Source organism: Phenylobacterium sp., assembly GCF_030680185.1.
Classification (GTDB): domain Bacteria; phylum Pseudomonadota; class Alphaproteobacteria; order Caulobacterales; family Caulobacteraceae; genus Phenylobacterium.
This window is the reverse complement of the sequence record NZ_JAUXVZ010000043.1, coordinates 22,718-44,174: the sequence shown is the minus strand read 5'-3', so window position 1 is coordinate 44,174 and position 21,457 is coordinate 22,718. Positions and strand designations below refer to the sequence as shown.

Sequence of the window (21,457 nt, the reverse complement as noted above, 5' to 3'; positions counted from 1 at the left end):
TCTTGTCCCCTAAAAGCCGCCGCTTCCGGAAAAGGTTTCCCATGTCGCTGCGCAACATCGCCATCATCGCCCACGTTGACCACGGTAAGACGACCCTCGTCGACCAGCTTCTCGCCCAGTCGGGCGTGTTCCGAGCCAATGAGGCGACCGTCGAACGCGCCATGGACTCCAATGACCAGGAGCGCGAGCGCGGGATCACCATCCTGGCCAAGTGCACCAGCGTGCTCTGGAACGGCAAGGCCGGCGAGACGCGGATCAACATCATCGACACCCCTGGCCATGCCGACTTCGGCGGCGAGGTGGAGCGGATCCTGGGCATGGTGGACGGCTGCGTCCTGCTGGTGGACGCCGAAGAGGGCGTCATGCCCCAGACCAAGTTCGTCCTGGGCAAGGCCCTGAAGATGGGTCTGAAGCCCATCCTCTGCCTGAACAAGGTCGACCGGCCCCACGCCGATCCCGACCGCATCCTGAATGACGCCTTCGACCTCTTCGCCGCCATGGGCGCCACCGACGAGCAGCTGGACTTCCCGCACATCTACGCCAGCGGCAAGAACGGCTGGGCGACCCTGGACATGGCCCAGCCCAACGACACGCTCGCCCCCCTGTTCGACATGATCGTCGAGCATGTGCCCGAGCCCAAGGCCGTGGCCCGGGCCGACGAGCCCTTCCAGATCCTGTCGGTGCTGATCGAAAGCGATCCCTTCCTCGGCCGCCTGCTGACCGGGCGCATCGAGTCGGGCAAGGCGACGCCGGGCCTGGCCATCAAGGCCCTGTCGCGGGACGGCAAGGAGATCGAGCGCGGCCGCATCACCAAGGTGCTCGCCTTCCGCGGCCTGAAGCGCCAGCCCATCGAAGACGCCGAGGCCGGTGACATCGTCGCCATTGCGGGCCTCTCCAAGGCCACCGTGGCCGACACCCTTTGCGCGCTCGACGTCACCGAGGCTCTGCCGGCCCAGCCCATCGATCCGCCGACCATCTCCATGACCGTCTCGGTCAATGACAGCCCGCTGGCGGGTCGCGAAGGCGATAAGGTCCAGAGCCGCGTCATCGCAGCCCGCCTGCTCAAGGAGGCGGAGTCCAACGTCGCCATCCGGGTCACCGAAACCGCCGAAAAGGACGCCTATGAGGTCGCCGGCCGCGGCGAACTTCAGCTGGGCGTGCTGATCGAAGGTATGCGCCGCGAAGGCTTTGAACTCTCCATCAGCCGCCCGCGGGTGGTTTTCCAGACCGATCCGGAAACCGGTGAGCGCCTGGAGCCCATCGAAGACGTGATGATCGATGTGGACGACGAGTTCTCCGGGATCGTCATCGAGAAGCTGTCGGCCCGCAAGGCCGAGCTGAAGGACATGGGCCCCTCGGGCGCGGGCAAGACCCGGATCAGCCTGATGGCCCCGTCCCGCTCGCTGATCGGCTATCAGGGCGAGTTCCTCACCGACACCCGCGGTTCCGGCGTGCTGAACCGCGTGTTCAGCCACTATGAGCCCTACAAGGGCGCCATCGACGCCGGCCGCAAGGGCGTGCTGGTGGCCAATTCCGACGGCGAGACCGCCGCCTTCGCCCTGTGGAACCTGGAAGACCGCGGCACCATGTTCGTCGGCGCCGGCGAGAAGACCTATCAGGGCATGATCATCGGCGAAAACGCCCGGTCCGACGACCTGGACGTCAATCCGATGAAGGCCAAGCAGCTGACCAACGTCCGCGCCTCGGGCAAGGACGAGAGCATCCGCCTGACCCCGCCGCGGCGCCTCACCCTCGAACAGGCCATCGCCTATATCGAGGAGGACGAGCTGGTCGAGGTGACGCCGAAGAACATCCGCCTGCGCAAGAAGGTCCTGAACCCGAGCTTCCGCAAGAAGCGCGTCAAGGAAGACTAGGCGTAGCCCCCTGGGGGCTCCAGAATCCCCCCATGCCTGACGCTGTCTTCGCCGCCCTGCCGACCACCATCTTCGAGGAGATGAGCGGTCTGGCGCGGGCGCGGAGCGCGATCAATCTGGGCCAGGGCTTTCCCGATGATCCGGGGCCAGAGCCCGTCCGGCGCCGCGCCGCCGAGGCGGTGCTCGACGGCTATAACCAGTATCCGCCCATGGCCGGCCTGCCCGAACTGCGGGCCGCGGTCGCCGGCCACTACCGCCGGACCCAGGGACTCGACCTCGATCCCGCCGCCGAGGTGGTGATCACGTCCGGCGCCACCGAGGCGCTGGCCGCGGCCTTCCTGGCCCTGATCGAGCCGGGCGACGAGGTCATCGTCTTCCAGCCCCTCTATGACGCCTATCTGCCGCTGATCCGCCGGGCCGGCGGCGTGCCGCGGCTGGTCTCGCTGTCGCCGCCCCACTGGCGGTTCACGCGGTCGATGATTGAGGCTGCGATCACGCCCCGGACCCGCTTCGTGGTGCTGAACAATCCGGTCAATCCCACCGGCGTGGTGATCCCCGACGCCGATCTCGCCCTGCTGGCCGAGATCTGCGTGGCCCACGACCTGATCGCCATCTGCGACGAGGTGTGGGAGCAGGTGGTCTTTGCGCCGGCCTTGCATCGGCCGCTGATGGGGTTTGCGGGCATGGCCGGGCGCTGCGTGAAGATCGGCTCGGCGGGCAAGATGTTCGGCCTGACCGGCTGGAAGGTCGGGTTCGTCTGCGCCGCAGCGCCCCTGGCCCGCCACCTGGCCAAGGCCCACCAGTTCCTGACCTTCACCACCCCGCCCAACCTGCAGACAGCCGTGGCCTTCGGGCTGGAGACCCAGGGCGACTGGCTGGCGCAGATGCCGGGTCGCCTGGCCGCCAGTCAGCAACGCCTGGCGGAGGCGCTGTCGCGGGAGGGCCTCGCCGTCCTGAAGTCGCAGGGGACTTATTTCCTGAACCTCGACCTAGCGGCGTCAGGGGTGGCGATGGATGACCACGCCTTCGCCCGCCTGGCCGTCGAGCAGGCCGGCGTCGCCGCCATCCCGGTCTCGGCGCTCTATGAGACCGACCCCGTCACCACCATCCTGCGGCTGTGCTTCGCCAAGGCCGACGCCACCCTGGACGAGGCCGCAGGGCGGCTGGCGCGCGCCCGGGATATCGCCGCTCAGGCGACCGGCGCGCGCTCCATATAGACATCGAGATCGTCACGGCCGGTGACGACGAAGCCCCGCCGGTCATAGAGCCGCTTGGCGTCGCTCTCCCTTAGCACCGTCAGCTGGACGCGCGCGCCGACGGCGTCGGCCTCGGCCAGCAGCGTATCCAGGACACGAGCGCCAAGCCCCCGGCCCTGCCAGTGCGGCTGCAGATAGAAGTGCTCGAGCTTCAGGACGCCCGGCGCGGTCTCGTAAAAAGCGACGCAGCCGGCGGTCTCGCCCGCCACCGCGATGAGGCGGGTGGTCTGCGGACGATAGGTCTCGGCGAACCAGGTCCGGGCGCGTTCGGGATTGAAGCGGCCGATGCGGTTGAAGCTCTCGGCCATCACCTCAAGGCGCAGTTCGGTCAACGCCTCCAGATCACTGGCCTGGGCCGGCGCGAAGGCGAAGACCGGGTCGCTCATCTTCAGCAGGTCGAGCCGCCGTCGACCACGATGGCCTGGCCGGTCATCCAGGAGCCGGCCTTGGACGCCAGGAACACGGCTGCGCCGGCGATGTCGTCGGGCTCGCCCAGGCGGCGCAGGGGGTTGTTGGCGCTGGAGCGCTTCTCGGCTTCCGGGGTGTCCCAGAGCGCCTTGGCGAAGTCGGTCTTCACCAGGCCCGGCGCGATGCAGTTGACGCGGATATTGTCCGGGCCGAGCTCGACCGCCAGGTTGCGGGCCAGCTGGAAGTCGGCGGCCTTGGAGATGTTGTAGGCGCCGATGCCGGTGGAGCCGCGCAGGCCGCCGATGGACGAGATGATGATCACCGCCCCATCGCGACGCTCGCGCATCTGCGGCGCGGCCATCTGGATCAGCCAGTTGTTGGCGATGATGTTGTTGTCGAGAATCTTGCGGAAGGCGTCGTCCTCGATCTTGGCCATGGGCCCGAAATAGGGGTTGGTGGCGGCGTTGCAGACGACGATGTCGATCTTGCCGAACGCCTTGTTGGTTTCGTCCACCAGGCGCTGCAGATCCTCCTTCGAGGAGATCGAGGCCGGCACGGAGATCGCCGCGCCCGGATGCCTTTCGTTGATGGCCGCGGCCACCTCGTCGCAGGGGCCGGCCTTGCGCGAGGAGATCACCACCTTGGCGCCATGTTCGGCCATGCGCTCGGCGATCGCCTTGCCAATGCCCCGCGAGGATCCGGTGATCACGGCGACCTTGCCGGTCAGATCGAACAGTTCCATGGCGCGTCTTCCCTGAATTGAAATGCTTGTTTGAATGGCGCCATTTGCGGCGCCGCCCGACGCGGGGTCAAGCCAGGCCTGACGCTTCAAGCGCAGAGGGCGCGCCCGCCCATGTCCAGATGGAAGTGGTCGGCGTGGGCCTCATTGTAGTCCGGCGACAGGGTGGTGATGAACACCTTGCAGGCGCCGTCGCGGACCTCTCGCAGGAAGCGTCCCTTGGCGCCCGGATCATCCCAGTGGTCCTTGATCCGCACCACCTCGCCATTGGCCAGTCGGAAACTGGCCACGTCCAGGGCGTTGGCGCTGGCGTGTTCGCTGGGCGGGCCAGCGGCCTGTCCATAGATCCGCCGGCAGGAAAACGCCCCATAGTGCTCGATCGCCACGACCGCATGGCCAAAGGCTTCGAAGGCCGCCGGCTGGACCACCTGCCGCTCCCAGATGGCCACGGCGAGGGCCTCCTTGCAGGTCATGACGGCGTCGGCGGGGGTCAGGGGGGCCATGCCGCCGGTGATCTGGATCGCGTCCTTGACCGAACAGAAGCCGTCCTCGGCCTCTGGCGCGATCACATAGGTCAGGCCGCCCTTGGCCAGCACACCGCGGCAGGCGGCCACGTCCTGGCCGGTGCGGGCGGCCTTGGCCCGGGTGGCGGCCCCCACCGGATCGATGACGCTCAGCGGCTTCCAGGGCAGGTGCTGGCCAGGAATGGCCCGCTCGGCCACCAGGGCCATGATCGCCACCAGAATCCAGATCAGACCCAGGCCAACAAGGCGGGCGATCAGGGTCTGGCGCCGCGCATGGTCTTCGACCTGCGGGTGTCGGGGAGCGCGATAGCCGGCCATGAACCTGCGAGAGGACGCTTCTGGGAGACTGTGAGCTTAGCCGGGCGGCCGGGTGCAGGCGAGCTATGGTTAACGGCCGGGCCCCTCCTAGCGACAGAGACCGAAACGGCCATAGTCCAGATGCAGGTGGTCGGCATGGGCGGCGTTGTAGTCCGGGCTGAGGACGGCGCGGAAATAGTCGCAGGCGCCGGTGCGCACCGCCCGCATCAGCGTCCCGCCGTCGTCCTCATCGTTGAAATCGCCGAGCACGCTGAGCCGCCGGCCATCCTCCAGCACGATGGCCGACACATCGAGCGCATTGGCGCTGGCGTGCTCGCTCCGCCGGCCCTGGCTGCGGCCATAGACGTTGCGGCAGGCGAAGACGCCGTAATGCTCCACCCGGGCGACATCGGTCTCCATCACCCGACGGGTGGCGGGGCCGAGCACGTGCCGGTCCCAGAAGGCGTAGGACAGGGCCACCGGGCAGGTCATCACCGGCGCGGCCGGCGCCAGCGGCGTCACGCCGCCCCGCAGACGCACCGTGTTGGTCAGGGGGCACTCCCCCGTCGGTCGGTCGGGCTCGGCCGTGAAGTCAACCCCGCCGGCCTCCAGCACCTCGCGGCAGAGTTCGGGATCGCCGGCCGCCCGGTGAAACTTCACCGCCGTGGCCAGGCCAGGCGGATCGTCCAGTCGCAGGGGCTTCCACGGCAGGTCCTGCGGCGGGGCGAAGGCGTCGATGGCCCAGGTGAGCGCGATCACCACCAGGGCGGCGTCGAGCAGAAAGGCCCACAAGCCCCCGAAGGCCAGGGCCTCGGCCGAGGCCGGCTTGAGCGAGGATATCCAGGGGGGAAGCGTCACGGCCTGATCAACGGCCTGGAATAGCTCAGGTTCACGGAAAGGCCCCTGAAATCGGCGCCCAAAGGCGCAAGGCCAAGCTATGGTCCGGCCGTCCGAAGGGGAAAACCATGGGAATTCTGAGCAAGATCGCCCTGGGCGCCGGCGTCGCGGTCGTGGCGCTGGTCGGGGTGGTGGCGGTGCGGACCGCCCTCTATGAGCCGCCACGCCTGGTGGCCGCAGATCTCGAACTCGCCCCCGCGCCGGCCTTCGACCTGCAGGGGGCCGCCGGCCGACTGGCCCAGGCCATCACCTTCCAGACGGTCAGCCATCAGGATGCGGCTGACAACCAGCTGGACCAGTGGGACGCCCTGCACGCCTGGCTGCAGGCGACCTATCCCCGGGCCCACGCGGCCATGCGCCGGGACGTCGTCGCCGGGCACACCCTGGTCTATACCTGGGAGGGCTCACAGCCCGACCTGGACCCCATCGTGCTCATGGCCCACCAGGACGTGGTGCCAGCTGACGCCGCCGAGGGCTGGACTCATCCCCCGTTCGAAGGCGTGATCGCCGACGGCGCGGTCTGGGGCCGGGGGGCGGTGGACGACAAGGGCTCGCTGGTCGGCCTGTTCGAGGCGGTTGAAGCCCTGGCCGGCGCCGGTTTCCAGCCGCGGCGCACCGTGATCCTGGTCAGCGGCCATGACGAGGAAGTCGGCGGCGGCGGCGCGACAGCCGCCAACGACCTGCTGAAGGCCCGCGGCCTTTCGGCCCAGTTCGTCCTGGACGAGGGCCTGCTGGTGGTGGCCGACAACCCCCTGACCGGCGGCCCTGCGGCCCTGATCGGGGTGGCTGAAAAGGGCTATGCCACCCTGGTGGTGACGGCATCGTCCGAGGGCGGACATTCCTCGGCGCCCCCGCCGCAGACCGGCGTCTCCACCCTGGCTCGGGCAGTCACTGAGATCACTGAAAACCCCTTCCCCATGCGCCTGCAGGGGCCCGGGGCCGACATGCTCCATGTGCTGGGGGCCGACGCCGGCCTGCCGATGCGCGTGGCGCTGGCCAACACCTGGGCCACCGAGCCGCTGATCGTCGGCCAGATGGCCGCCACGCCAGCCGGCGCGGCCCTGCTGCACACCACCATCGCGCCCACCATGCTGCAGGGCAGTCCGAAGGAAAATGTCCTGCCCCGGGACGCCAGGGCCTGGATCAACTATCGCATCGCGCCCGGCGACAGCTCCGAGGACGTCCTGAATGCGGCCAAGGCCGCGGTCGGCGACCTGCCGGTGACCTTCGCCTGGGCGCGGCCGCCGCAGGAGCCGTCGGCGATCTCGTCCACGGAGTCGGACGGCTGGAAGGTGATCGCCGCCCTGGCCGCCGATGTGACCGGCGCCCCCGTGGCGCCTGGCCTGGTGACCGCCGGCACCGACAGCCGCTTCCTGTCCGAGGTGGCGCAGGACACCTATCGTTTCCAGCCGATCACGCTCAGCATGGCCGAAACCGCCATGATCCATGGGGTCGATGAGCGCATGACTTTGGCCAATCTGGAACGAATGGTGCAGTTCTATGCGCGGCTGATCGCGACAGCAGCGCGCTGACCCCTTGCGGCGGGGCGCTGCAAGACGCACGTTCCGCCTCACTGCAGATTTTAGGAGAGCGTAATGGGTTTCCGTCTCGAAGATGAAGACGACGACGAAAAGGGCCGCCTTCCCGACATGCCGATGAGCGCCGGGCCGGTGCAGAATGCCCTGTTCAAGTCGCGCACGGTCCTCATCTTCGGCGAGATCGACATGCGGCTGGCCGAGCGTGTCTCGGCCCAGCTTCTGGCCCTGGCCTCGGACGGCAAGGGCGACATCAAGGTCTTCGTCAATTCCCCCGGCGGCCATGTGGAAAGCGGCGACACCGTCCACGACATGATCCGCTATTGCGGTCCGCAGGTGAAGGTCATCGGCACCGGCTGGGTGGCCAGCGCCGGGGCGCACATCTTCCTGGGCGCCACCAAGGAAAACCGCTTCTGCCTGCCCAACACCCGGTTCCTGCTGCACCAGCCCATGGGCGGCGTGCGGGGCCAGGCCTCGGACATCCAGATCGAGGCCGAGGAAATCGTGAAGATGCGCGAGCGGGTCAACCGCATCATCGCCCGGGAGACCGGCCAGCCCTATGAGAAGGTGGTCAAGGACACCGAGCGGAACTTCTGGATGAACGCCGAGAAGGCCGTCGAATACGGTCTGGTCTCGAAGGTCATCGAGAACGCGACGGCGGTCTGACATGACCCCCTGGTGGAAGGGGGCGGTGGTCTACCACATCTACGTCCGCAGCTTCTTCGACAGTGACGGCGACGGCCATGGCGACCTTGCGGGCGTCATGGCCAAGCTGGACTATCTGCAGAGCCTCGGCGTGGATGCGATCTGGCTCTCCCCCATCCACCCTTCGCCCAATCGCGACTGGGGCTATGACGTCGCAGACTATGACGACGTCCACCCGGACTATGGCTCGGTGGCCGACTTCCAGGCCCTGACACAGGCCGCCCATGCCCGGGGCATGAAGGTGCTGCTGGACGAGGTGCTGTCGCACACCTCCGACGAGCATCCGTGGTTCGCCGCCAGCCGGGACGAGGGCGCCGATGGCGACAAGCACGACTGGTATGTCTGGGCCGATCCCGCCGATGACGGGACCGCGCCGAACAACTGGCTGAGCGTTTTCGGCGGCCCGGCCTGGGCCTATCAGCCGGCGCGGCGCCAGCACTATCACCACAAGTTCCTGCGCCAGCAGCCCAAGCTGAACTGGCGTCAGCCCAAGGCCCGAGAGGCCGCCCTGCAGGTGCTCGACACCTGGCTCGCCCGCGGCGCCGACGGGTTCCGCCTGGATGTGGCCAACGCCTTTCTCCACGACGACGCCCTGACGGATAATCCGGCCGTCCCGCCTGCCGAGCGCACTAAGGCCGACTGGGGGCACGCCAGCGACATGCAGCGGCACCTGTTCGACTCCAACCTGCCGGAGAACATTCCCCTGCTGGACGAGGTCCGCCGCCGGGTGGAGGCCCATGGCGCCGATCGCTTCGTGTTCGGCGAGTTCTCGGAAGAAGAAGAGCGCTGCGGCGCCTATTGCGCCCCCGACGAGGGCCTGCACTCGGCCTATACCTTCGTCCTGCTGAAGGCCCGGCGGATGGCCGCCCAGGTGTTCCGCGACCATTACGACACCCTGGCCGCCCACCCCGACCACTGGCCGACCATCTCGTTCTGCAACCACGACGTGGCCCGCACCGTCAGCCGCTTCGGCGGCGCTGACGCTGGCCCGCCAGTGGCCCGGCTGATGCTGGCCCTGCTGATGGCCCTGCGCGGCACCATCCTGCTCTATCAGGGCGAGGAACTGGGCCTGCCCGAGGCCGAGCTGTCCCGCAATGAGCTGCGCGATCCAGTGGGCGACCTCTACTGGCCGATCGCCAAGGGCCGGGATGGCGCGCGCACCCCCATGCCCTGGCGGGCCGAGGGCGCCCATCTGGGCTTCTCCAACGGCTCGGCGTGGCTGCCGGCGGCCGAAAGCCACCGACCGCTGGCCGTGGACCGACAGGAGCTGGACCCCAAGTCCGCCCTGGCCTTCGCTAGGCAGATGATCGCCCTGCGCAAGGCCTCCCGCGCCCTGACCCATGGGGCGATCGAATTCCTGGATACGCCCGAGCCCATCCTGGCCTTTGTCCGCCGCCACGAGGGCCAGGCGGTGGCCTGCCTGTTCAATATGAGCGGCCGCACCGCCCGGGCCGAGCATCCCGCCTTGAAAGGCGCCGAGATGCTGCCGGTGACATCGGGCGTCGCCGAGCCCCTGCCCGGGGGCCTGGCGCTCGGCGCCTATGCCTGTCGCTTCCTGAAACTCCCCTGATGACAGGTGCGGGGATCGCAAGGCCCCGGTAGAAGACGTCATGGCCGAAGGCGACAGCAAGACCCCCTCCGCAAAGGTGCCCCGTTTCGGCGAGGGCTTCCTCACCGACATCTGGTATTTCGCCGCCCTGTCGTCGGACCTGAAGCCCGGCAAGCTGCAGCGCTTCGAGATCCTCGGCGAGCCGATCCTGATCGGCCGGGGCCGCAAGGGCGAGGCCTATGCCGTGCGCGACATCTGCCCGCACCGGGCCGCGCCGCTCTCGGCCGGCAAGCTGACCGCCGAGCCTGATGGTCGTGAAAGCGTCGAGTGCCCCTATCACGGCTGGCGCTTTGGCCTCGACGGCGCCTGCACGGCAATCCCCTCCCTGGTCGCCGATCAGGCCATGGATGTCAGCAAGATCAAGGTCCGCCGCTTTCCGGTGCGCGAAAGCCAGGGCCTGGTCTTCATCTGGATCAGCGCCGATCCGCGCTTCGATGGCGAGCCCGACATCGATCCGCCCATCTTCCCGGGCGTGGTGGGCGGCAAGCCCAAGCTGGTCGACCGCATGGAGTTCGACGCCCATATCGACCATGCGGTGGTGGGCCTGATGGACCCGGCCCATGGCCCCTATGTGCATCAGCAATGGTGGTGGCGTTCGGCCAAGAGCCAGCACGAAAAGTCCAAGCCTTTCGAGCCCCGGGACGCCGGCTTCGCCATGGTGCGGCACGAACCGTCCAAGAACAGCCGCGCCTATGCGATCCTCGGCGGCCAGCCCCTGACCGAAATCACCTTCCAGATTCCGGGCCTGCGCTGGGAGCATGTGACGGTGGGCGCGCGCCAGGTCCTGTCCCTGACCTGCCTGACGCCCCTGTCGGCCACCAAGACCAAGATCACCCAGATCGTCTGGTCCGATCATCCGGCCTTCTGGCTGCTGAAGCCCCTGATCGCCGCCGGCGCCCGGGCCTTCCTGCGCCAGGATGGCGACATGGTGAACCTGCAGAACGAAGGCCTGCGCTACGACCCCAGCCTGCTGTGGATCGACGACGCCGACCGCCAGGCCAAATGGTACCAGCAGCTCAAGCGCGAATGGACCCTGAGCCGCCGGGAGGGCAGGCCCTTCGTCAACCCGGTGGAGCCGACCCGGCTTCGCTGGCGTAGCTGAGCCATCCTGGCCGGCGCCGCACGTGCTTTGCCTCGCCTCCGATCCGGTCCATGGTGGCCGCGCACCAGCCGGGCGCATTTCGCCTGGGCGACCCACCCGCCGTCAGCCGCCGATCGCGCGGCCTTAAGCTCATTTTCCAGTCCCCATTTGTCGAGCGTCCCATGCCCACCTTCACCAGCAGCGGCGTCGAGATCGCCTTTGATGATCAGCCGCCCCAGGGCGAGGCCCAGCGGACCATGGTCCTGGTCCATGGCTTCACCTCCAACCGCAAGGAGGGCTGGCGGCGCACCGGCTGGTATGCCGCCCTGGAACGGCGCGGCGCGCGATGCGTGGCCCTCGATCAGCGGGGGCATGGGGAAAGCCAGAAGCTCTATGAGCCCGACGCCTATCGACGCGAGGCGCTGGGCGGCGACGTCATCGCCCTGCTGGACCATCTGGAGCTCGGCCAGGTCGATCTGTTCGGCTATTCCATGGGCGCGCGTACGGCGCTCGCCGCCGCCCTGGCGGCGCCGGACCGGATCGGCAATCTGATCCTGGGCGGCGTGGGCGAGCGGCTGCTGGAGCCCCGCGCGTCCGGGGCGCCCACCGACGCCATGGCCCAGGCCATGCTGGCCGAAGATCCCGAGACCATCAGCCATCCCATGCTGCGCAGCTTCCGGCATTTCGCCGACGAGCAGGGGGAGGACCGCCGCGCCCTGGCGGCCTTCGTGCGCGCCGAGAACCCGCCCCTGGACCTTGAGGCCATGGGCCGCCTGCCCGTCCCTGTCCTGGTCATCGCCGGCCAGAGGGACGAGGGCGCCGGCGATCCTGACGGGCTGGCGCGGGCCTTCCCGGAGGGGCGGGGCCTGACCGTCGTGGGCTGCGACCACTTCTCGGCCATACCCCACGCGCTCACCAAGGCCGCCGTCTTCGACTTCCTCGACGGGTTGCTCGACGATCCCTTCGCCGATCGCTTCTAGCGCTTAACGCCCCAGGGCGTAGGGACCGCCCCGTTCGATGGCCGCCTTGTAGGCCGGGCGGTCATGCAGACGGTTCAGCCAGGCCTCGGCGTTGGGATAGGTCGGCAGCTTGCCGAACGCCCGGGCGACCTCGCCCACGAAGCTCATCTGGATGTCGGCCCCGGTCAGGGCCTGGCCCATCAGATAGTCGCGGCCGGCCAGGGCCTGGTCGAGATAGGCGAGATGGTTGGCCACTTCGCTCTCGATGCGCGGATGCAGAGGGGCGCCGGCCTCGCCCAGCCGCATGACGTACATCTGCAGCATCAGAGGCAGCATGGCCGAGCCCTCGGCATAGTGGAGCCACTGCAGATAGGCTTCGTAGTCCGGATCGCCCATGGCCGGCTGCAGCTTGCCCGCGCCGTGATGGCGGATCAGATAGTCGATGATGGCGCCGGACTCGTGCACCGTCGTCGGGCCGTCGGTGACCACCGGCGACTTGCCCAGCGGATGGACCGCGCGCAGTTCGTCCGGGGCGAGCCTGGTCTTGGCGTCGCGCTCATAGGCCTTGATCTCGTACTCCACCCCCAGCTCCTCGAGCAGCCAGACGATGCGCTGCGAGCGCGATTCATTGAGGTGATGGACGACGATCATGGCGGCTCCCGGGGTTTGCTTACATCGTATAGGGGTCGGGCGTGACCCGCGGCAAGCCGGGCCTATAGTGACGCCATGACCGCGAACCAGCTTTCCGATGCTCCCGCTCAACTCCTGGCCGCCGCCGACGCCGCTGAAGCCTGCGTCGCCCAGGCCCGTGCGACCCTGGCCTCCAGAATTGCGCCGGATGGCCGGCTGGACCGGCGCATCCTCGACGCCGAGCAGCGGGCCGCCCATGGCCTGGCCTGGGCGGCGGCCTATGCCGAGACCCTGAGACAGACCGCCGACTGGGCCTCCGAACTGGAGACGGCCGGCCAGTGGGATGAGGCGAGCGCGCGGCCGGCCCTCTTGCTGGCGCACGAATATCTCAGCCAGCTCGCCGGCGGTCTGCCCATGAGCCAGGGCGAGATGGCGCGGCCCGTCGATCTCGGCTTCGATCCCGCCCGCCTCATGCCCGTCATTGAGCGGCTGGCGCCTCACGCCACGCCGGCCGCCCGCCATCGCATCGTCGAGCTCCTGGCCCACGCCCGGGGGCGTCCCTGCCTGGAGGCGAGCGGCCTGGACGAGACGCACCAGGCGATCTTCGAGCAGTTCACGGGGTTCGCCGCCAGCCGGATCGCCCCCTTCGCCCATGGCTGGCACCTGGCCGATCAGCTGATCCCGCTGGCCCTGATCGACGAACTGGCCGGTCTCGGGGTCTTCGGCCTCACCCTGCCGGAGGATCATGGCGGCGCCGGCCTGGGCAAGGTGGCCATGTGCGTGGTCTCCGAGGCCCTGTCGCGGGGCTATATCGGGGTCGGCTCCCTGGGAACCCGCTCGGAGATCGCCGCCGAACTGATCCTGGCCCACGGCACGGCGGCTCAGAAGGCGCGCCTGCTGCCGGCCATCGCCTCGGGCGCCATGTTGCCCACCGCCGTCTTCACCGAGCCCGAGGCCGGCTCCGATCTCGCCTCCCTGCGCACCCGCGCGGTGCGCGAGGACGGCGCCTGGAAGGTCACCGGCGCCAAGACCTGGATCACCCACGCCGCCCGGGCCGACCTGATGACGCTGCTGGTGCGCACCGATCCGGCCAGCCGCGACCACCGGGGCCTGTCCATGCTGCTGGCGGAAAAGCCCCGTGGCGACGAGGCTGTCCCCTTCCCGGCGCCCGGCATGGACGGCAGCGAGATCGCCGTGATCGGCTATCGCGGCATGAAGGAATACGAGATCGCCTTCGACGACTTCGCCGTGCCCGAGGACGCCCTGCTGGGCGGCCAGGAGGGCCAGGGCTTCGTCCAGCTCATGGCGACCTTCGAATCGGCCCGCATCCAGACCGCCGCCCGGGCCATCGGCGTGGCGCAGAACGCCCTGGACCTGGCGCTCGACTACGCCCTGGCCCGCCGCCAGTTCGACCAGCCCCTGGCCGCCTTTCCGCGGGTGGCCGACAAGCTGGCCATGATGGCCGCCGAAATCCTCGGCGCCCGGCGCCTCGCCTGGTTCTCCGCCCGCACCAAGGACGCCGGCCGGCGCTGCGACCTGGAGGCGGGCATGGCCAAGCTGGTGGCCGCCCGGGTCGCCTGGGCGTGCGCCGACAACGCCCTGCAGATCCATGGCGGAACAGGATTTGCGGTTGAACAGCCGGTCAGCCGCCTGCTGGCCGACGCCCGCATCCTCAACATTTTCGAAGGGGCCGGCGAAATCCAGGCCCAGGTCATCGCCCGGCGCCTGCTGGATGGCGGCAACTAGCTAGTTGGCGAGGGGGCGGAAGCCGCGAGCCAGCAGGGCGATCTGCTGCTCCATATTGGCGCTCATCCGTTCGGGCCCCGCATTCTCCCAGGCGGCCAGCCGGTAGTTCCAGGCATAGGCGGCCATCAGCATGTCGACGATCATGTCGAGGTCGAGGGCCGGGTCGACGTCGCCCCGCTCCTGCCCCTCGGCGACGCAGTCGAGGATCGTGCCGCGAAGGCGCGGGTTGCGGCCATAGGGAATGCTCGAGCCGCCCGGACGCCAGCTATAGGCCGCCGCGATGTGGGCGAGGAACAGCTGGGTCCGCCGGGTTTCAAAGGCGAAGTGCAGGGCGAAGATCGAGGACAGCCGGTCGGCGGTCGATCCCCGCAGGTGGGGCGTCACCCGGTCCAGCTCGCCATAGAGATCGTCGAGGCGCTCCTGCATCACCTGGCTGAGCACCTCGGCCTTGGACGAGAAGCAGGTGAAGACGCTGCCCACCGCGACGCCGGCCTGGCTGGCGATCTCACGCACCGTCGTCTCCTCGTAGCCGACGGTTTCGAACAGATCGCGCGCGGCGTCGAGCACCCGACGCCGCGTCGCCTCTTTCTGAGTTTGACGCAGATTCAAATTTTCCCCCAAGCGCGCTCTATCGGCGCGTCCTGACTTGAAGCCCACGCCTAGCAGACGCGCCAAAGGCTTGTCCGGCAAGGAACTTTAAGTTGTGCGGGGGCTGGCGGGCGCGCTCAACCGCGGCGGGCGCCAGCCAGGATAACGCGAATCTGATCCCGCGATCGGGCCTGAAGCGCCTCGAGGCTCCAGCCGCCGAAGATCGCCTGCGGATAGTTGGCCAGATAGTTGTCGAACAGCATCTGGCTGCGCAGCTTGATTTCGCATTCCTGAGAAAGTTCGCCGCGCTCGACGCCCAGGGCGAGCTGTTCGCCGAAGAGGTCGATGATCTCCTGGATCGACGACAGGGCCCGCAGCGGCTGGCCATCCTGCCACGACCAGGAAAGGCCAAGGGCGGCGCGGGCCAGGGGCATCTGGGACTTGTAGAAGCCATAGCCGGCGCTGAACGCCTTGAGCAGGGCGTCGTCCACCGTGCGCCCACGGCCGGCGGCCTCGGTCATGGCCTCGACCACGGCCGCGAGGTCGGCAGTCATGATCTCGCGGAACAGCTCGGACTTGTCGGAGAAGTTGGCGAAGACGGCGCCCGTGGACATGCCGGCCGCGGCTGCGATGTCGCGAATGGTCGCGCCTTCATAGCCTTCGGTGCTGAACAGTTCGCGGGCGGCGGCGAGCACCTTGGCCCGGGTCTGCTGCTTGGCCAGGGCCCGGCGGGTGGGCATCCGGACGCGGGTCTCGCTCTGACCTTCCACGACGGCGACGTGCTTCATGTTTTGATACTCCGATGGCCGTGGCGGGGGAGACCGACGGCGCTCGCGCAGCCCCCTCGCCGGACGCCGGCAAGGTCACTGAACGCTGATATGGGGTCCTCTTAGCGCCGCGCCGACATGCCCCACAAGTGCAGAGCGTTCAGCGAGCGCGTTCAATTACCCGCGTTATGACAAGTACGCACACGCCATACCTGAAATGAGGCAAGGGTGCGGCGCGACCGACGGTCGCAGCCGATATCCAAGCGTGACAACGACTTATTGACCATATTGGGCGCCGGACAGGCCTATCGCACAGGAATGAACCGGACTCGTTGAATAGGATCAACCAGTTGCGCAATTGAGACGCGCAATCAGATTCGCCCAAGCCCCTGGAAATCCCTACATACTAGGGCATCCGCAAGCGCTTCGAGCCCGAGAGCCATGAACCAGCTATTCGCCATTCTGATCCCCGCCAGCCTGCTGGCCGTGACGCTGGCCCTGGGCGTCGGCATCTTCGCCCTGTTTCGCGGCGGCGATTTCGGCCGCTCCTATTCCAACAAGCTGATGCGCCTTCGGGTCGTGCTGCAGGCCGCCGCCGTGGTCATCCTGGTCACCGCGGTCTGGTGGCGCCACAACGGCTAGGTCTGGGATAGGGCTGCAGCCATGGTCGTTCTGAACCGCATCTACACCCGCACCGGCGATGGCGGCGCCACGCGCCTGGCCAATGGGGCTGAGGTGGCCAAGACCGATTTGCGGGTCGAAGCCTATGGAGCGGTGGATGAGACCAACGCCTGCCTGGGCCTGGTCCGGCTGCACACCGGCGACGACGCCGATCTCGACCGCATCCTGGGTCGTATCCAGAATGATCTCTTCGACCTCGGCGCGGACCTGGCCAATCCGCCGGCGACCGATGAGGATCCGGCGCGGGTCCTGCGGATCAGCGACAGCCAGGTGGAGCGCCTGGAACAGGAGATCGACGCGATGAACGCGGCGCTTGCCCCGCTGACCTCGTTTGTCCTGCCCGGCGGATCACCCGCGGCCGCGGCCCTGCATCAGGCGCGCACCGTCTGCCGGCGGGCCGAGCGGGCGGCCGTCGCCCTGGCCGCAGCCGCCGCCGTCGGGACGCCGGCGCTCAAATATCTCAACCGGCTTTCGGATCTGCTGTTCGTCGCCAGTCGCCGGGCCAACGGGAACGGCGCGGGAGACGTGCTCTGGGTCCCCGGCGCCCACCGTGGCTGACGCGCGCAGTCTAGGGCGCCGGCGCCTCAGCGGCCGCGGCTTCGGCGCGGGCCTTGGCCGCCTCGGCGGCCTTGCGCTCGGGGATGGTCCGGCCGGTGATGTCGGAGATCAGGACCGGGCGCGCGCAGACGCGACCATCAGGATCCCACCAGTCGCCCTGCGCTTCGCAGCGCTCGGCGGGCCAGACGTAATATCCGTGGTAGCCGAAAATGGCGACCAGGGAGAGGACGAACGCCCCGAGGAAAACCAGCTTCAAGCGGTCGATGATACGGCTCATAGGCAGCCTCATATTCGGGCTTTTTTCCTCTGGCTAGGGCTGACCGAGGCGCAATTCACCTCATCGGCCCGGCTTGCAATGCGCGCGGGAAACGTTATGCCCCATGCGACCCATTCTTCCCCAAAGCGAATTTGAGGCCCTCATGAAGGTGTTGGTCCCGGTCAAACGGGTAATCGATTACAACGTCAAGCCGCGGGTTAAGTCGGACGAGACCGGCGTTGACCTCGCCAACGTCAAAATGTCCATGAACCCCTTCTGCGAGATCGCCGTCGAAGAGGCGGTGCGGCTCAAGGAAAAAGGCGTGGTCACCGAGGTGGTGGCCGTGTCCATCGGCCCGGCCCAGGCGCAGGAAACCCTGCGCACGGCCCTGGCCATGGGCGCCGACCGCGCCATCCTGGTTCAGACCGACGCCGACCTGGAGCCCCTGGCCGTGGCCAAGGTGCTGAAGGCCGTCATTGACGAAGAGTCCCCGAACCTGGTGGTGATGGGCAAGCAGGCCATCGATGGCGACAACAACGCCACCGGCCAGATGCTCTCGGCCCTGCTGGGCTGGCCGCAAGCCGCCTTCGCCTCGAAGCTCGAAATCTCGGGCGACAAGGCCACGACCACCCGCGAAGTGGACGGCGGCCTGCAGACCATCGAAGCGCCGCTGCCGGTGATCATCACCGCCGACCTGCGCCTGAACGAGCCGCGCTACGCCTCCCTGCCCAACATCATGAAGGCCAAGAAGAAGCCCCTCGATACCAAGGACATCGCGTCCTATGGCGTCGACACGGCCCCGCGCCTGAAGGTGATCAAGGTGGCTGAACCGCCGAAACGTGGCGGCGGCATCAAGGTCGAAACCGCGGCCGACCTGGTCGCCAAGCTCAAGAATGAAGCGGGGGTGCTCTAATGGCCGTACTCGTCATCGCCGACCTGAACGCCGGCGCGCTCAGCGACAACACCCATAAGACCGTCTCGGCCGCCAAGGCCATCGGCGGCGATATCGACATCCTGGTCGTCGGCAAGGACGCCAAGTCCGCCGCTGACGCCGCCGCCAAGATCGAAGGCGTCCGCAAGGTCCTGCTGGCCCAGAGCGACGACCTGGGTCACGGCCTGGCCGAGGCCATCGAGGCTGTGGTGGTTCCGCTGATGTCCGGCTACGACGCCGTGCTGACGCCGGCCACCTCGCAGGGCAAGAACTTCTCGCCCCGCATCGCCGCCAAGCTGGATGTCTCGCACATCTCCGACGTGGTCGAAGTGGTCGACGCCTCGACCTTCGTGCGCCCGATCTATGCCGGCAACGCGCTGGAGACCGTGCAGTCGTCCGAGGCCAAGAAGGTCATCACCGTCCGTCCGACCGCCTTCAAGGCGGCTGGCGAAGGCGGCTCGGCCTCGGTCGAGGACGTCGATGCGGGCGCTGGCGCCGGGGCCACCAAGTTCGTCGGCGAAGAGATCGTGAAGTCTGAGCGTCCGGAACTGACCGGCGCCAAGATCGTGGTCTCCGGCGGTCGCGCCATGGGCTCGGCCGAAGAGTTCCAGAAGGTCATCGAACCCCTGGCCGACAAGCTGGGCGCCGCCGTCGGCGCCAGCCGCGCTGCGGTGGACGCGGGCTACGCCCCCAACGACTACCAGGTCGGCCAGACTGGCAAGGTGGTGGCGCCGGAGCTCTACATCGCCATCGGCATTTCGGGCGCGATCCAGCACCTGGCCGGCATGAAGGACTCCAAGATCATCGTCGCGATCAACAAGGACGGCGATGCGCCGATCTTCCAGGTCGCCGACTATGGCCTGGTGGCCGACTACAAGACCGCTGTGCCGGAGCTGATGTCGGCCCTCGGTTAGGCTTCGCAGACGCACGCGACGCTGCCGACGAGGCGGCGCCCCACAAGGGCGCCGCCTCGTTTCGTTTGCGCCTTCCTTTTTGGGTCGAGTGCGGCTTTCCGGGCACAAACCGACGCCCGATCACATTGCGGCGCAGCATAAAGACCTTGGCGGGGCCGCTATCGCCCATGTTAGAAAGCCGTCACAGACCAGAGGCGGCTGCAAGGCCGCCCGCAGATTTGGGGCGAGTGGACATGGTTGAGATCAGATCGGTGGGCGTGATCGGCGCCGGCCAGATGGGCTCCGGCATCGCGCATGTCTGCGCCCTGGGCGGCTATGATGTCCTGCTGCACGATGTCAGCGCCGAGCGGATCGACGCCGGCCTCGCCCACATCCAGCAGGCCATGGCCCGGCAGGTTTCCCGCGGCCTGATCGACCAGGCGGCCATGGACTCAGGCCTGGCGCGCATCAAGGCCGCCCCGGAACTGCAGACCGTGGGCGCCTCGGACCTGGCCATCGAGGCCGCCACCGAGAACGAAGAGGTCAAGAAGACCATCTTCCGCGCGCTCTCGCCGCACCTCGGCGCCGATACGCTGCTGGCCTCCAACACCTCGTCGATCTCGATCACCCGCCTGGCCTCGGCCACCGATCGCCCCGAACGGTTCATCGGCCTGCACTTCATGAACCCCGTGCCGCGCATGAACCTCGTGGAGATCATCCGCGGCATCGCCACCGGCGCCGAGACCTACGAGACCGCCGTCAACTTCGCTCGCTCGCTGGGCAAGACCACCGCCAACGCCGAAGATTTCCCAGCCTTCATCGTCAACCGCGTCCTGGTGCCGATGATCAATGAGGCGATCTACACCCTCTATGAAGGCGTCGGCACGGTGGAGGCCATCGACACGGCCATGAAGCTGGGCGCCAACCACCCAATGGGCCCGCTGGAGCTGGGCGACTTCATCGGCCTGGACACCGTCCTGTCGATCATGAACGTGCTCTATGACGGCCTGGCCGACTCCAAGTACCGGCCCTGCCCGCTGCTGGTGAAGTACGTCGAGGCCGGCTGGCTGGGCCGCAAGGCCGGCCGCGGCTTCTACGATTATCGCGGCGAAAATCCCGTCCCCACCCGCTAAACCTGACCGCGCCTGCGACCGATCGGCGCCCAGGCTGGGCCTAATCGCTATTCTGTTCGACTTGCGCGCCCGGCGTAGCCGATACTCCAGGCGATTCGAACAGGCGGGTTCATGCGAAGGCTGACGCTTGCGCTGCTCTGCGGCGCCTATCTCTGTCTGGCGCTGATCATCGCCCTTTCGCTCTGGCGAAACGGCGGCGGTTGGGGTGCGGGCGTGGCCGCCCTGGTCGGCGGCCTGGGCCTGGCCTTCGCCTTCCACGGCCTGATCGAGCATGCCCTGACCTCCTCGGGCATCCGGGCCGAGATCGCCGCCATCCGCGACGCCCACCGCATCCTGATCGACCAGGTGGAGCGGGTGGACGCCCGCCTCTCCGAAGTGGTCGAGACCGTCACCGACGACGCCCTGCGCCGCTCCGAGGAGCTGTCAGGCGAGGTGCACATGCTCGAAGATCTGGTCCAGCGCATGGGCCAGCGCCTGGAAGAGCGGATGACCGCCGTCCCGCTCCAGGCCCGCCCAGGCCACGACCCCCGCCGCGAAGCCGTCCTGCTGGAGACCGTCCGCGGCGCCCTGGCCGACAACCGCGTGGACCTCTATCTGCAGCCCGTGGTCGCCCTGCCCCAGCGCAAGACCATCTTCTACGAGAGCTTCTCGCGCCTGCGCGACGAGAGCGGCCGCATCCTGATGCCGGCCGAATATATCAGCGTCGCCGAGGCCGAAGGCCTGATGACGGCCATCGACAACCTGCTGCTGTTCCGCTGCGTGCAGATCGTGCGGCGCCTCGCCAAGCAGGACCGCAAGGTCGGCATCTTCTGCAATGTCGCCCCCACCAGCCTGGGGGACGAGAGCTTCTTCCCGCAGTTCCTGGACATGCTGGCGGCCAATCGCGACCTGGCCGGCGCGCTGATCTTCGAACTGGGCCAGGGGGCCTTCGAGGCCCGCGGCTCGGTGGAGGCGCGCAACATGGCCAAGCTGGCCGATCTCGGCTTCCGCTTCTCCCTGGACAAGGTCACCGACCTGGACTTCGACCTCCAGGATCTGGCGCGCTCGGACGTGAAGTTCGTCCGGGTCGGAGCCCAGATGCTGCTGGACGAGATGATCGAGCTGGACGGCCGCCTGGTGCTGAAATCCCTGCCCGACCTCGCCGCCGAAGACTTCTGCCAACTCACCCGCCGCTATGGGGTCGAGGTGATCGTCGAGAAGGTGGAGAGCGAGCGGCAGATCGTCGACCTGCTGGAGCTCGAGGTGGGCTACGGCCAGGGCCATCTGTTCGGCGAGCCGCGGCCGATCCGTGAGGCCGTGCTGGCCGAGGCCGATCCCCCGGCCGACTTCCTGCGCCAGGGCCTGCGCCGCCGGGCTGGCGGCCGAGCCTAGCTTCCTCCCCGCGACGCAT

General features: G+C 68.3%; 22 protein-coding genes. 14 read left to right on the top strand and 8 right to left on the bottom strand.

The window, feature by feature from the left end:
- Positions 1–41 precede the first annotated feature (41 nt).
- Both typA and Q8L83_RS10590 read left to right on the top strand, forming a co-directional pair.
- Positions 42–1,874 (top strand): translational GTPase TypA, encoded by a 1,833-nt coding sequence (typA, locus tag Q8L83_RS10595; protein ID WP_305286717.1) that lies wholly within the window; start codon positions 42–44, stop codon positions 1,872–1,874.
- Between the two features lie 32 nt (positions 1,875–1,906).
- Complete coding sequence (locus Q8L83_RS10590) at positions 1,907–3,091, top strand: aminotransferase (protein ID WP_305286715.1); 1,185 nt, start codon at positions 1,907–1,909, stop codon at positions 3,089–3,091.
- On the opposite strand, the gene Q8L83_RS10585 is transcribed toward Q8L83_RS10590, so the two are convergent.
- The 4 genes from Q8L83_RS10585 to Q8L83_RS10570 form a co-directional block, all read right to left on the bottom strand.
- Entirely contained in the window at positions 3,064–3,516 is a 453-nt protein-coding gene (locus Q8L83_RS10585) for a GNAT family N-acetyltransferase (protein ID WP_305286713.1), read from the bottom strand. The genes Q8L83_RS10590 and Q8L83_RS10585 overlap by 28 nt on opposite strands.
- A 2-nt stretch (positions 3,517–3,518) precedes the next feature.
- A complete protein-coding gene (locus tag Q8L83_RS10580; protein ID WP_305286711.1) occupies positions 3,519–4,280 on the bottom strand; it encodes an SDR family oxidoreductase in 762 nt (253 codons plus the stop codon).
- An 86-nt stretch (positions 4,281–4,366) separates the two neighbouring features.
- Complete coding sequence (locus tag Q8L83_RS10575; protein ID WP_305286708.1) at positions 4,367–5,119, bottom strand: extensin family protein; 753 nt, start codon at positions 5,117–5,119, stop codon at positions 4,367–4,369.
- An 87-nt stretch (positions 5,120–5,206) separates the two neighbouring features.
- Complete coding sequence (locus Q8L83_RS10570; RefSeq protein ID WP_305286706.1) at positions 5,207–5,956, bottom strand: extensin family protein; 750 nt, start codon at positions 5,954–5,956, stop codon at positions 5,207–5,209.
- Positions 5,957–6,063: 107 nt separating this feature from the next.
- On the opposite strand from Q8L83_RS10570, the gene Q8L83_RS10565 reads away from it, so the two are divergent.
- From Q8L83_RS10565 to Q8L83_RS10545, 5 genes are all read left to right on the top strand, one after another.
- Positions 6,064–7,527: a M20 family peptidase gene (locus tag Q8L83_RS10565; protein WP_305286704.1), complete on the top strand. Its 1,464-nt coding sequence runs from the start codon at positions 6,064–6,066 to the stop codon at positions 7,525–7,527.
- Positions 7,528–7,590: 63 nt separating this feature from the next.
- On the top strand, positions 7,591–8,196 hold the full coding sequence (locus Q8L83_RS10560) for an ATP-dependent Clp protease proteolytic subunit (RefSeq protein WP_305286702.1): 606 nt from the start codon (positions 7,591–7,593) through the stop codon (positions 8,194–8,196).
- A gap of 1 nt (position 8,197) precedes the next feature.
- Positions 8,198–9,805, top strand: coding sequence for an alpha-amylase family glycosyl hydrolase (locus Q8L83_RS10555; protein WP_305286700.1), 1,608 nt, complete (start codon positions 8,198–8,200; stop codon positions 9,803–9,805).
- Between the two features lie 40 nt (positions 9,806–9,845).
- Positions 9,846–10,946 carry an aromatic ring-hydroxylating dioxygenase subunit alpha gene (locus tag Q8L83_RS10550; RefSeq protein ID WP_305286698.1) on the top strand — a complete coding sequence of 367 codons (1,101 nt, stop codon included), beginning with the start codon at positions 9,846–9,848 and terminating at the stop codon, positions 10,944–10,946.
- Positions 10,947–11,107: 161 nt separating this feature from the next.
- Positions 11,108–11,905, top strand: coding sequence for an alpha/beta fold hydrolase (locus Q8L83_RS10545; RefSeq protein WP_305286696.1), 798 nt, complete (start codon positions 11,108–11,110; stop codon positions 11,903–11,905).
- A 3-nt stretch (positions 11,906–11,908) separates the two neighbouring features.
- Here Q8L83_RS10545 and Q8L83_RS10540 read toward each other — a convergent pair whose 3' ends face one another.
- Positions 11,909–12,535 carry a glutathione S-transferase family protein gene (locus Q8L83_RS10540; protein ID WP_305286694.1) on the bottom strand — a complete coding sequence of 209 codons (627 nt, stop codon included), beginning with the start codon at positions 12,533–12,535 and terminating at the stop codon, positions 11,909–11,911.
- A gap of 75 nt (positions 12,536–12,610) precedes the next feature.
- Here Q8L83_RS10540 and Q8L83_RS10535 point away from each other — a divergent pair, with 75 nt between their 5' ends.
- A complete protein-coding gene (locus Q8L83_RS10535) occupies positions 12,611–14,260 on the top strand; it encodes an acyl-CoA dehydrogenase family protein (protein WP_305286692.1) in 1,650 nt (549 codons plus the stop codon).
- Here the strand turns inward: Q8L83_RS10535 and Q8L83_RS10530 are convergent, their stop codons facing one another.
- Positions 14,261–14,869, bottom strand: a complete 609-nt coding sequence (locus tag Q8L83_RS10530) for a TetR/AcrR family transcriptional regulator (protein ID WP_305286690.1) — start codon at positions 14,867–14,869, stop codon at positions 14,261–14,263. It lies immediately after the preceding gene.
- 116 nt (positions 14,870–14,985) lie between these two features.
- A complete protein-coding gene (locus Q8L83_RS10525) occupies positions 14,986–15,636 on the bottom strand; it encodes a TetR/AcrR family transcriptional regulator (protein WP_305286688.1) in 651 nt (216 codons plus the stop codon).
- Between the two features lie 420 nt (positions 15,637–16,056).
- Between Q8L83_RS10525 and Q8L83_RS10520 the strand changes: the two genes are divergently transcribed.
- Complete coding sequence (locus tag Q8L83_RS10520) at positions 16,057–16,257, top strand: twin transmembrane helix small protein (protein ID WP_305286686.1); 201 nt, start codon at positions 16,057–16,059, stop codon at positions 16,255–16,257.
- 21 nt (positions 16,258–16,278) lie between these two features.
- Entirely contained in the window at positions 16,279–16,854 is a 576-nt protein-coding gene (locus Q8L83_RS10515; protein ID WP_305286684.1) for a cob(I)yrinic acid a,c-diamide adenosyltransferase, read from the top strand.
- A gap of 10 nt (positions 16,855–16,864) precedes the next feature.
- On the opposite strand, the gene Q8L83_RS10510 is transcribed toward Q8L83_RS10515, so the two are convergent.
- Positions 16,865–17,131, bottom strand: a complete 267-nt coding sequence (locus Q8L83_RS10510; protein WP_305286683.1) for a hypothetical protein — start codon at positions 17,129–17,131, stop codon at positions 16,865–16,867.
- 142 nt (positions 17,132–17,273) lie between these two features.
- Here Q8L83_RS10510 and Q8L83_RS10505 point away from each other — a divergent pair, with 142 nt between their 5' ends.
- The 4 genes from Q8L83_RS10505 to Q8L83_RS10490 all read left to right on the top strand — a co-directional run bounded on the left by Q8L83_RS10505 (position 17,274) and on the right by Q8L83_RS10490 (position 21,438).
- Complete coding sequence (locus Q8L83_RS10505) at positions 17,274–18,023, top strand: electron transfer flavoprotein subunit beta/FixA family protein (protein ID WP_305286681.1); 750 nt, start codon at positions 17,274–17,276, stop codon at positions 18,021–18,023.
- Positions 18,023–18,955, top strand: a complete 933-nt coding sequence (locus Q8L83_RS10500; protein ID WP_305286679.1) for an electron transfer flavoprotein subunit alpha/FixB family protein — start codon at positions 18,023–18,025, stop codon at positions 18,953–18,955. Before Q8L83_RS10505 ends, Q8L83_RS10500 begins: the two co-directional genes overlap by 1 nt.
- A 233-nt stretch (positions 18,956–19,188) precedes the next feature.
- A complete protein-coding gene (locus tag Q8L83_RS10495) occupies positions 19,189–20,067 on the top strand; it encodes a 3-hydroxybutyryl-CoA dehydrogenase (RefSeq protein WP_305286676.1) in 879 nt (292 codons plus the stop codon).
- A gap of 111 nt (positions 20,068–20,178) precedes the next feature.
- Positions 20,179–21,438 carry an EAL domain-containing protein gene (locus Q8L83_RS10490; RefSeq protein ID WP_305286674.1) on the top strand — a complete coding sequence of 420 codons (1,260 nt, stop codon included), beginning with the start codon at positions 20,179–20,181 and terminating at the stop codon, positions 21,436–21,438.
- The last annotated feature ends 19 nt before the right edge of the window (positions 21,439–21,457 follow it).

Excerpts from the sequence above, each read along its gene's own strand:
- Q8L83_RS10535 (WP_305286692.1), top strand. The coding sequence starts at position 12,611 with ATGACCGCGAACCAGCTTTCCGATGCTCCCGCTCAACTCCTGGCCGCC.
- Q8L83_RS10555 (WP_305286700.1), top strand. The coding sequence starts at position 8,198 with ATGACCCCCTGGTGGAAGGGGGCGGTGGTCTACCACATCTACGTCCGC.
- Q8L83_RS10495 (WP_305286676.1), top strand. The coding sequence starts at position 19,189 with ATGGTTGAGATCAGATCGGTGGGCGTGATCGGCGCCGGCCAGATGGGC.
- Q8L83_RS10585 (WP_305286713.1), bottom strand. The coding sequence starts at position 3,516 with ATGAGCGACCCGGTCTTCGCCTTCGCGCCGGCCCAGGCCAGTGATCTG.
- Q8L83_RS10525 (WP_305286688.1), bottom strand. The coding sequence starts at position 15,636 with ATGAAGCACGTCGCCGTCGTGGAAGGTCAGAGCGAGACCCGCGTCCGG.
- Q8L83_RS10490 (WP_305286674.1), top strand. The coding sequence starts at position 20,179 with ATGCGAAGGCTGACGCTTGCGCTGCTCTGCGGCGCCTATCTCTGTCTG.
- Q8L83_RS10500 (WP_305286679.1), top strand. The coding sequence starts at position 18,023 with ATGGCCGTACTCGTCATCGCCGACCTGAACGCCGGCGCGCTCAGCGAC.
- Q8L83_RS10515 (WP_305286684.1), top strand. The coding sequence starts at position 16,279 with ATGGTCGTTCTGAACCGCATCTACACCCGCACCGGCGATGGCGGCGCC.
- Q8L83_RS10510 (WP_305286683.1), bottom strand. The coding sequence starts at position 17,131 with ATGAGCCGTATCATCGACCGCTTGAAGCTGGTTTTCCTCGGGGCGTTC.
- Q8L83_RS10550 (WP_305286698.1), top strand. The coding sequence starts at position 9,846 with ATGGCCGAAGGCGACAGCAAGACCCCCTCCGCAAAGGTGCCCCGTTTC.
- Q8L83_RS10545 (WP_305286696.1), top strand. The coding sequence starts at position 11,108 with ATGCCCACCTTCACCAGCAGCGGCGTCGAGATCGCCTTTGATGATCAG.
- Q8L83_RS10575 (WP_305286708.1), bottom strand. The coding sequence starts at position 5,119 with ATGGCCGGCTATCGCGCTCCCCGACACCCGCAGGTCGAAGACCATGCG.
- Q8L83_RS10505 (WP_305286681.1), top strand. The coding sequence starts at position 17,274 with ATGAAGGTGTTGGTCCCGGTCAAACGGGTAATCGATTACAACGTCAAG.
- Q8L83_RS10560 (WP_305286702.1), top strand. The coding sequence starts at position 7,591 with ATGGGTTTCCGTCTCGAAGATGAAGACGACGACGAAAAGGGCCGCCTT.
- Q8L83_RS10565 (WP_305286704.1), top strand. The coding sequence starts at position 6,064 with ATGGGAATTCTGAGCAAGATCGCCCTGGGCGCCGGCGTCGCGGTCGTG.
- typA (WP_305286717.1), top strand. The coding sequence starts at position 42 with ATGTCGCTGCGCAACATCGCCATCATCGCCCACGTTGACCACGGTAAG.
- Q8L83_RS10520 (WP_305286686.1), top strand. The coding sequence starts at position 16,057 with ATGAACCAGCTATTCGCCATTCTGATCCCCGCCAGCCTGCTGGCCGTG.
- Q8L83_RS10540 (WP_305286694.1), bottom strand. The coding sequence starts at position 12,535 with ATGATCGTCGTCCATCACCTCAATGAATCGCGCTCGCAGCGCATCGTC.
- Q8L83_RS10590 (WP_305286715.1), top strand. The coding sequence starts at position 1,907 with ATGCCTGACGCTGTCTTCGCCGCCCTGCCGACCACCATCTTCGAGGAG.
- Q8L83_RS10580 (WP_305286711.1), bottom strand. The coding sequence starts at position 4,280 with ATGGAACTGTTCGATCTGACCGGCAAGGTCGCCGTGATCACCGGATCC.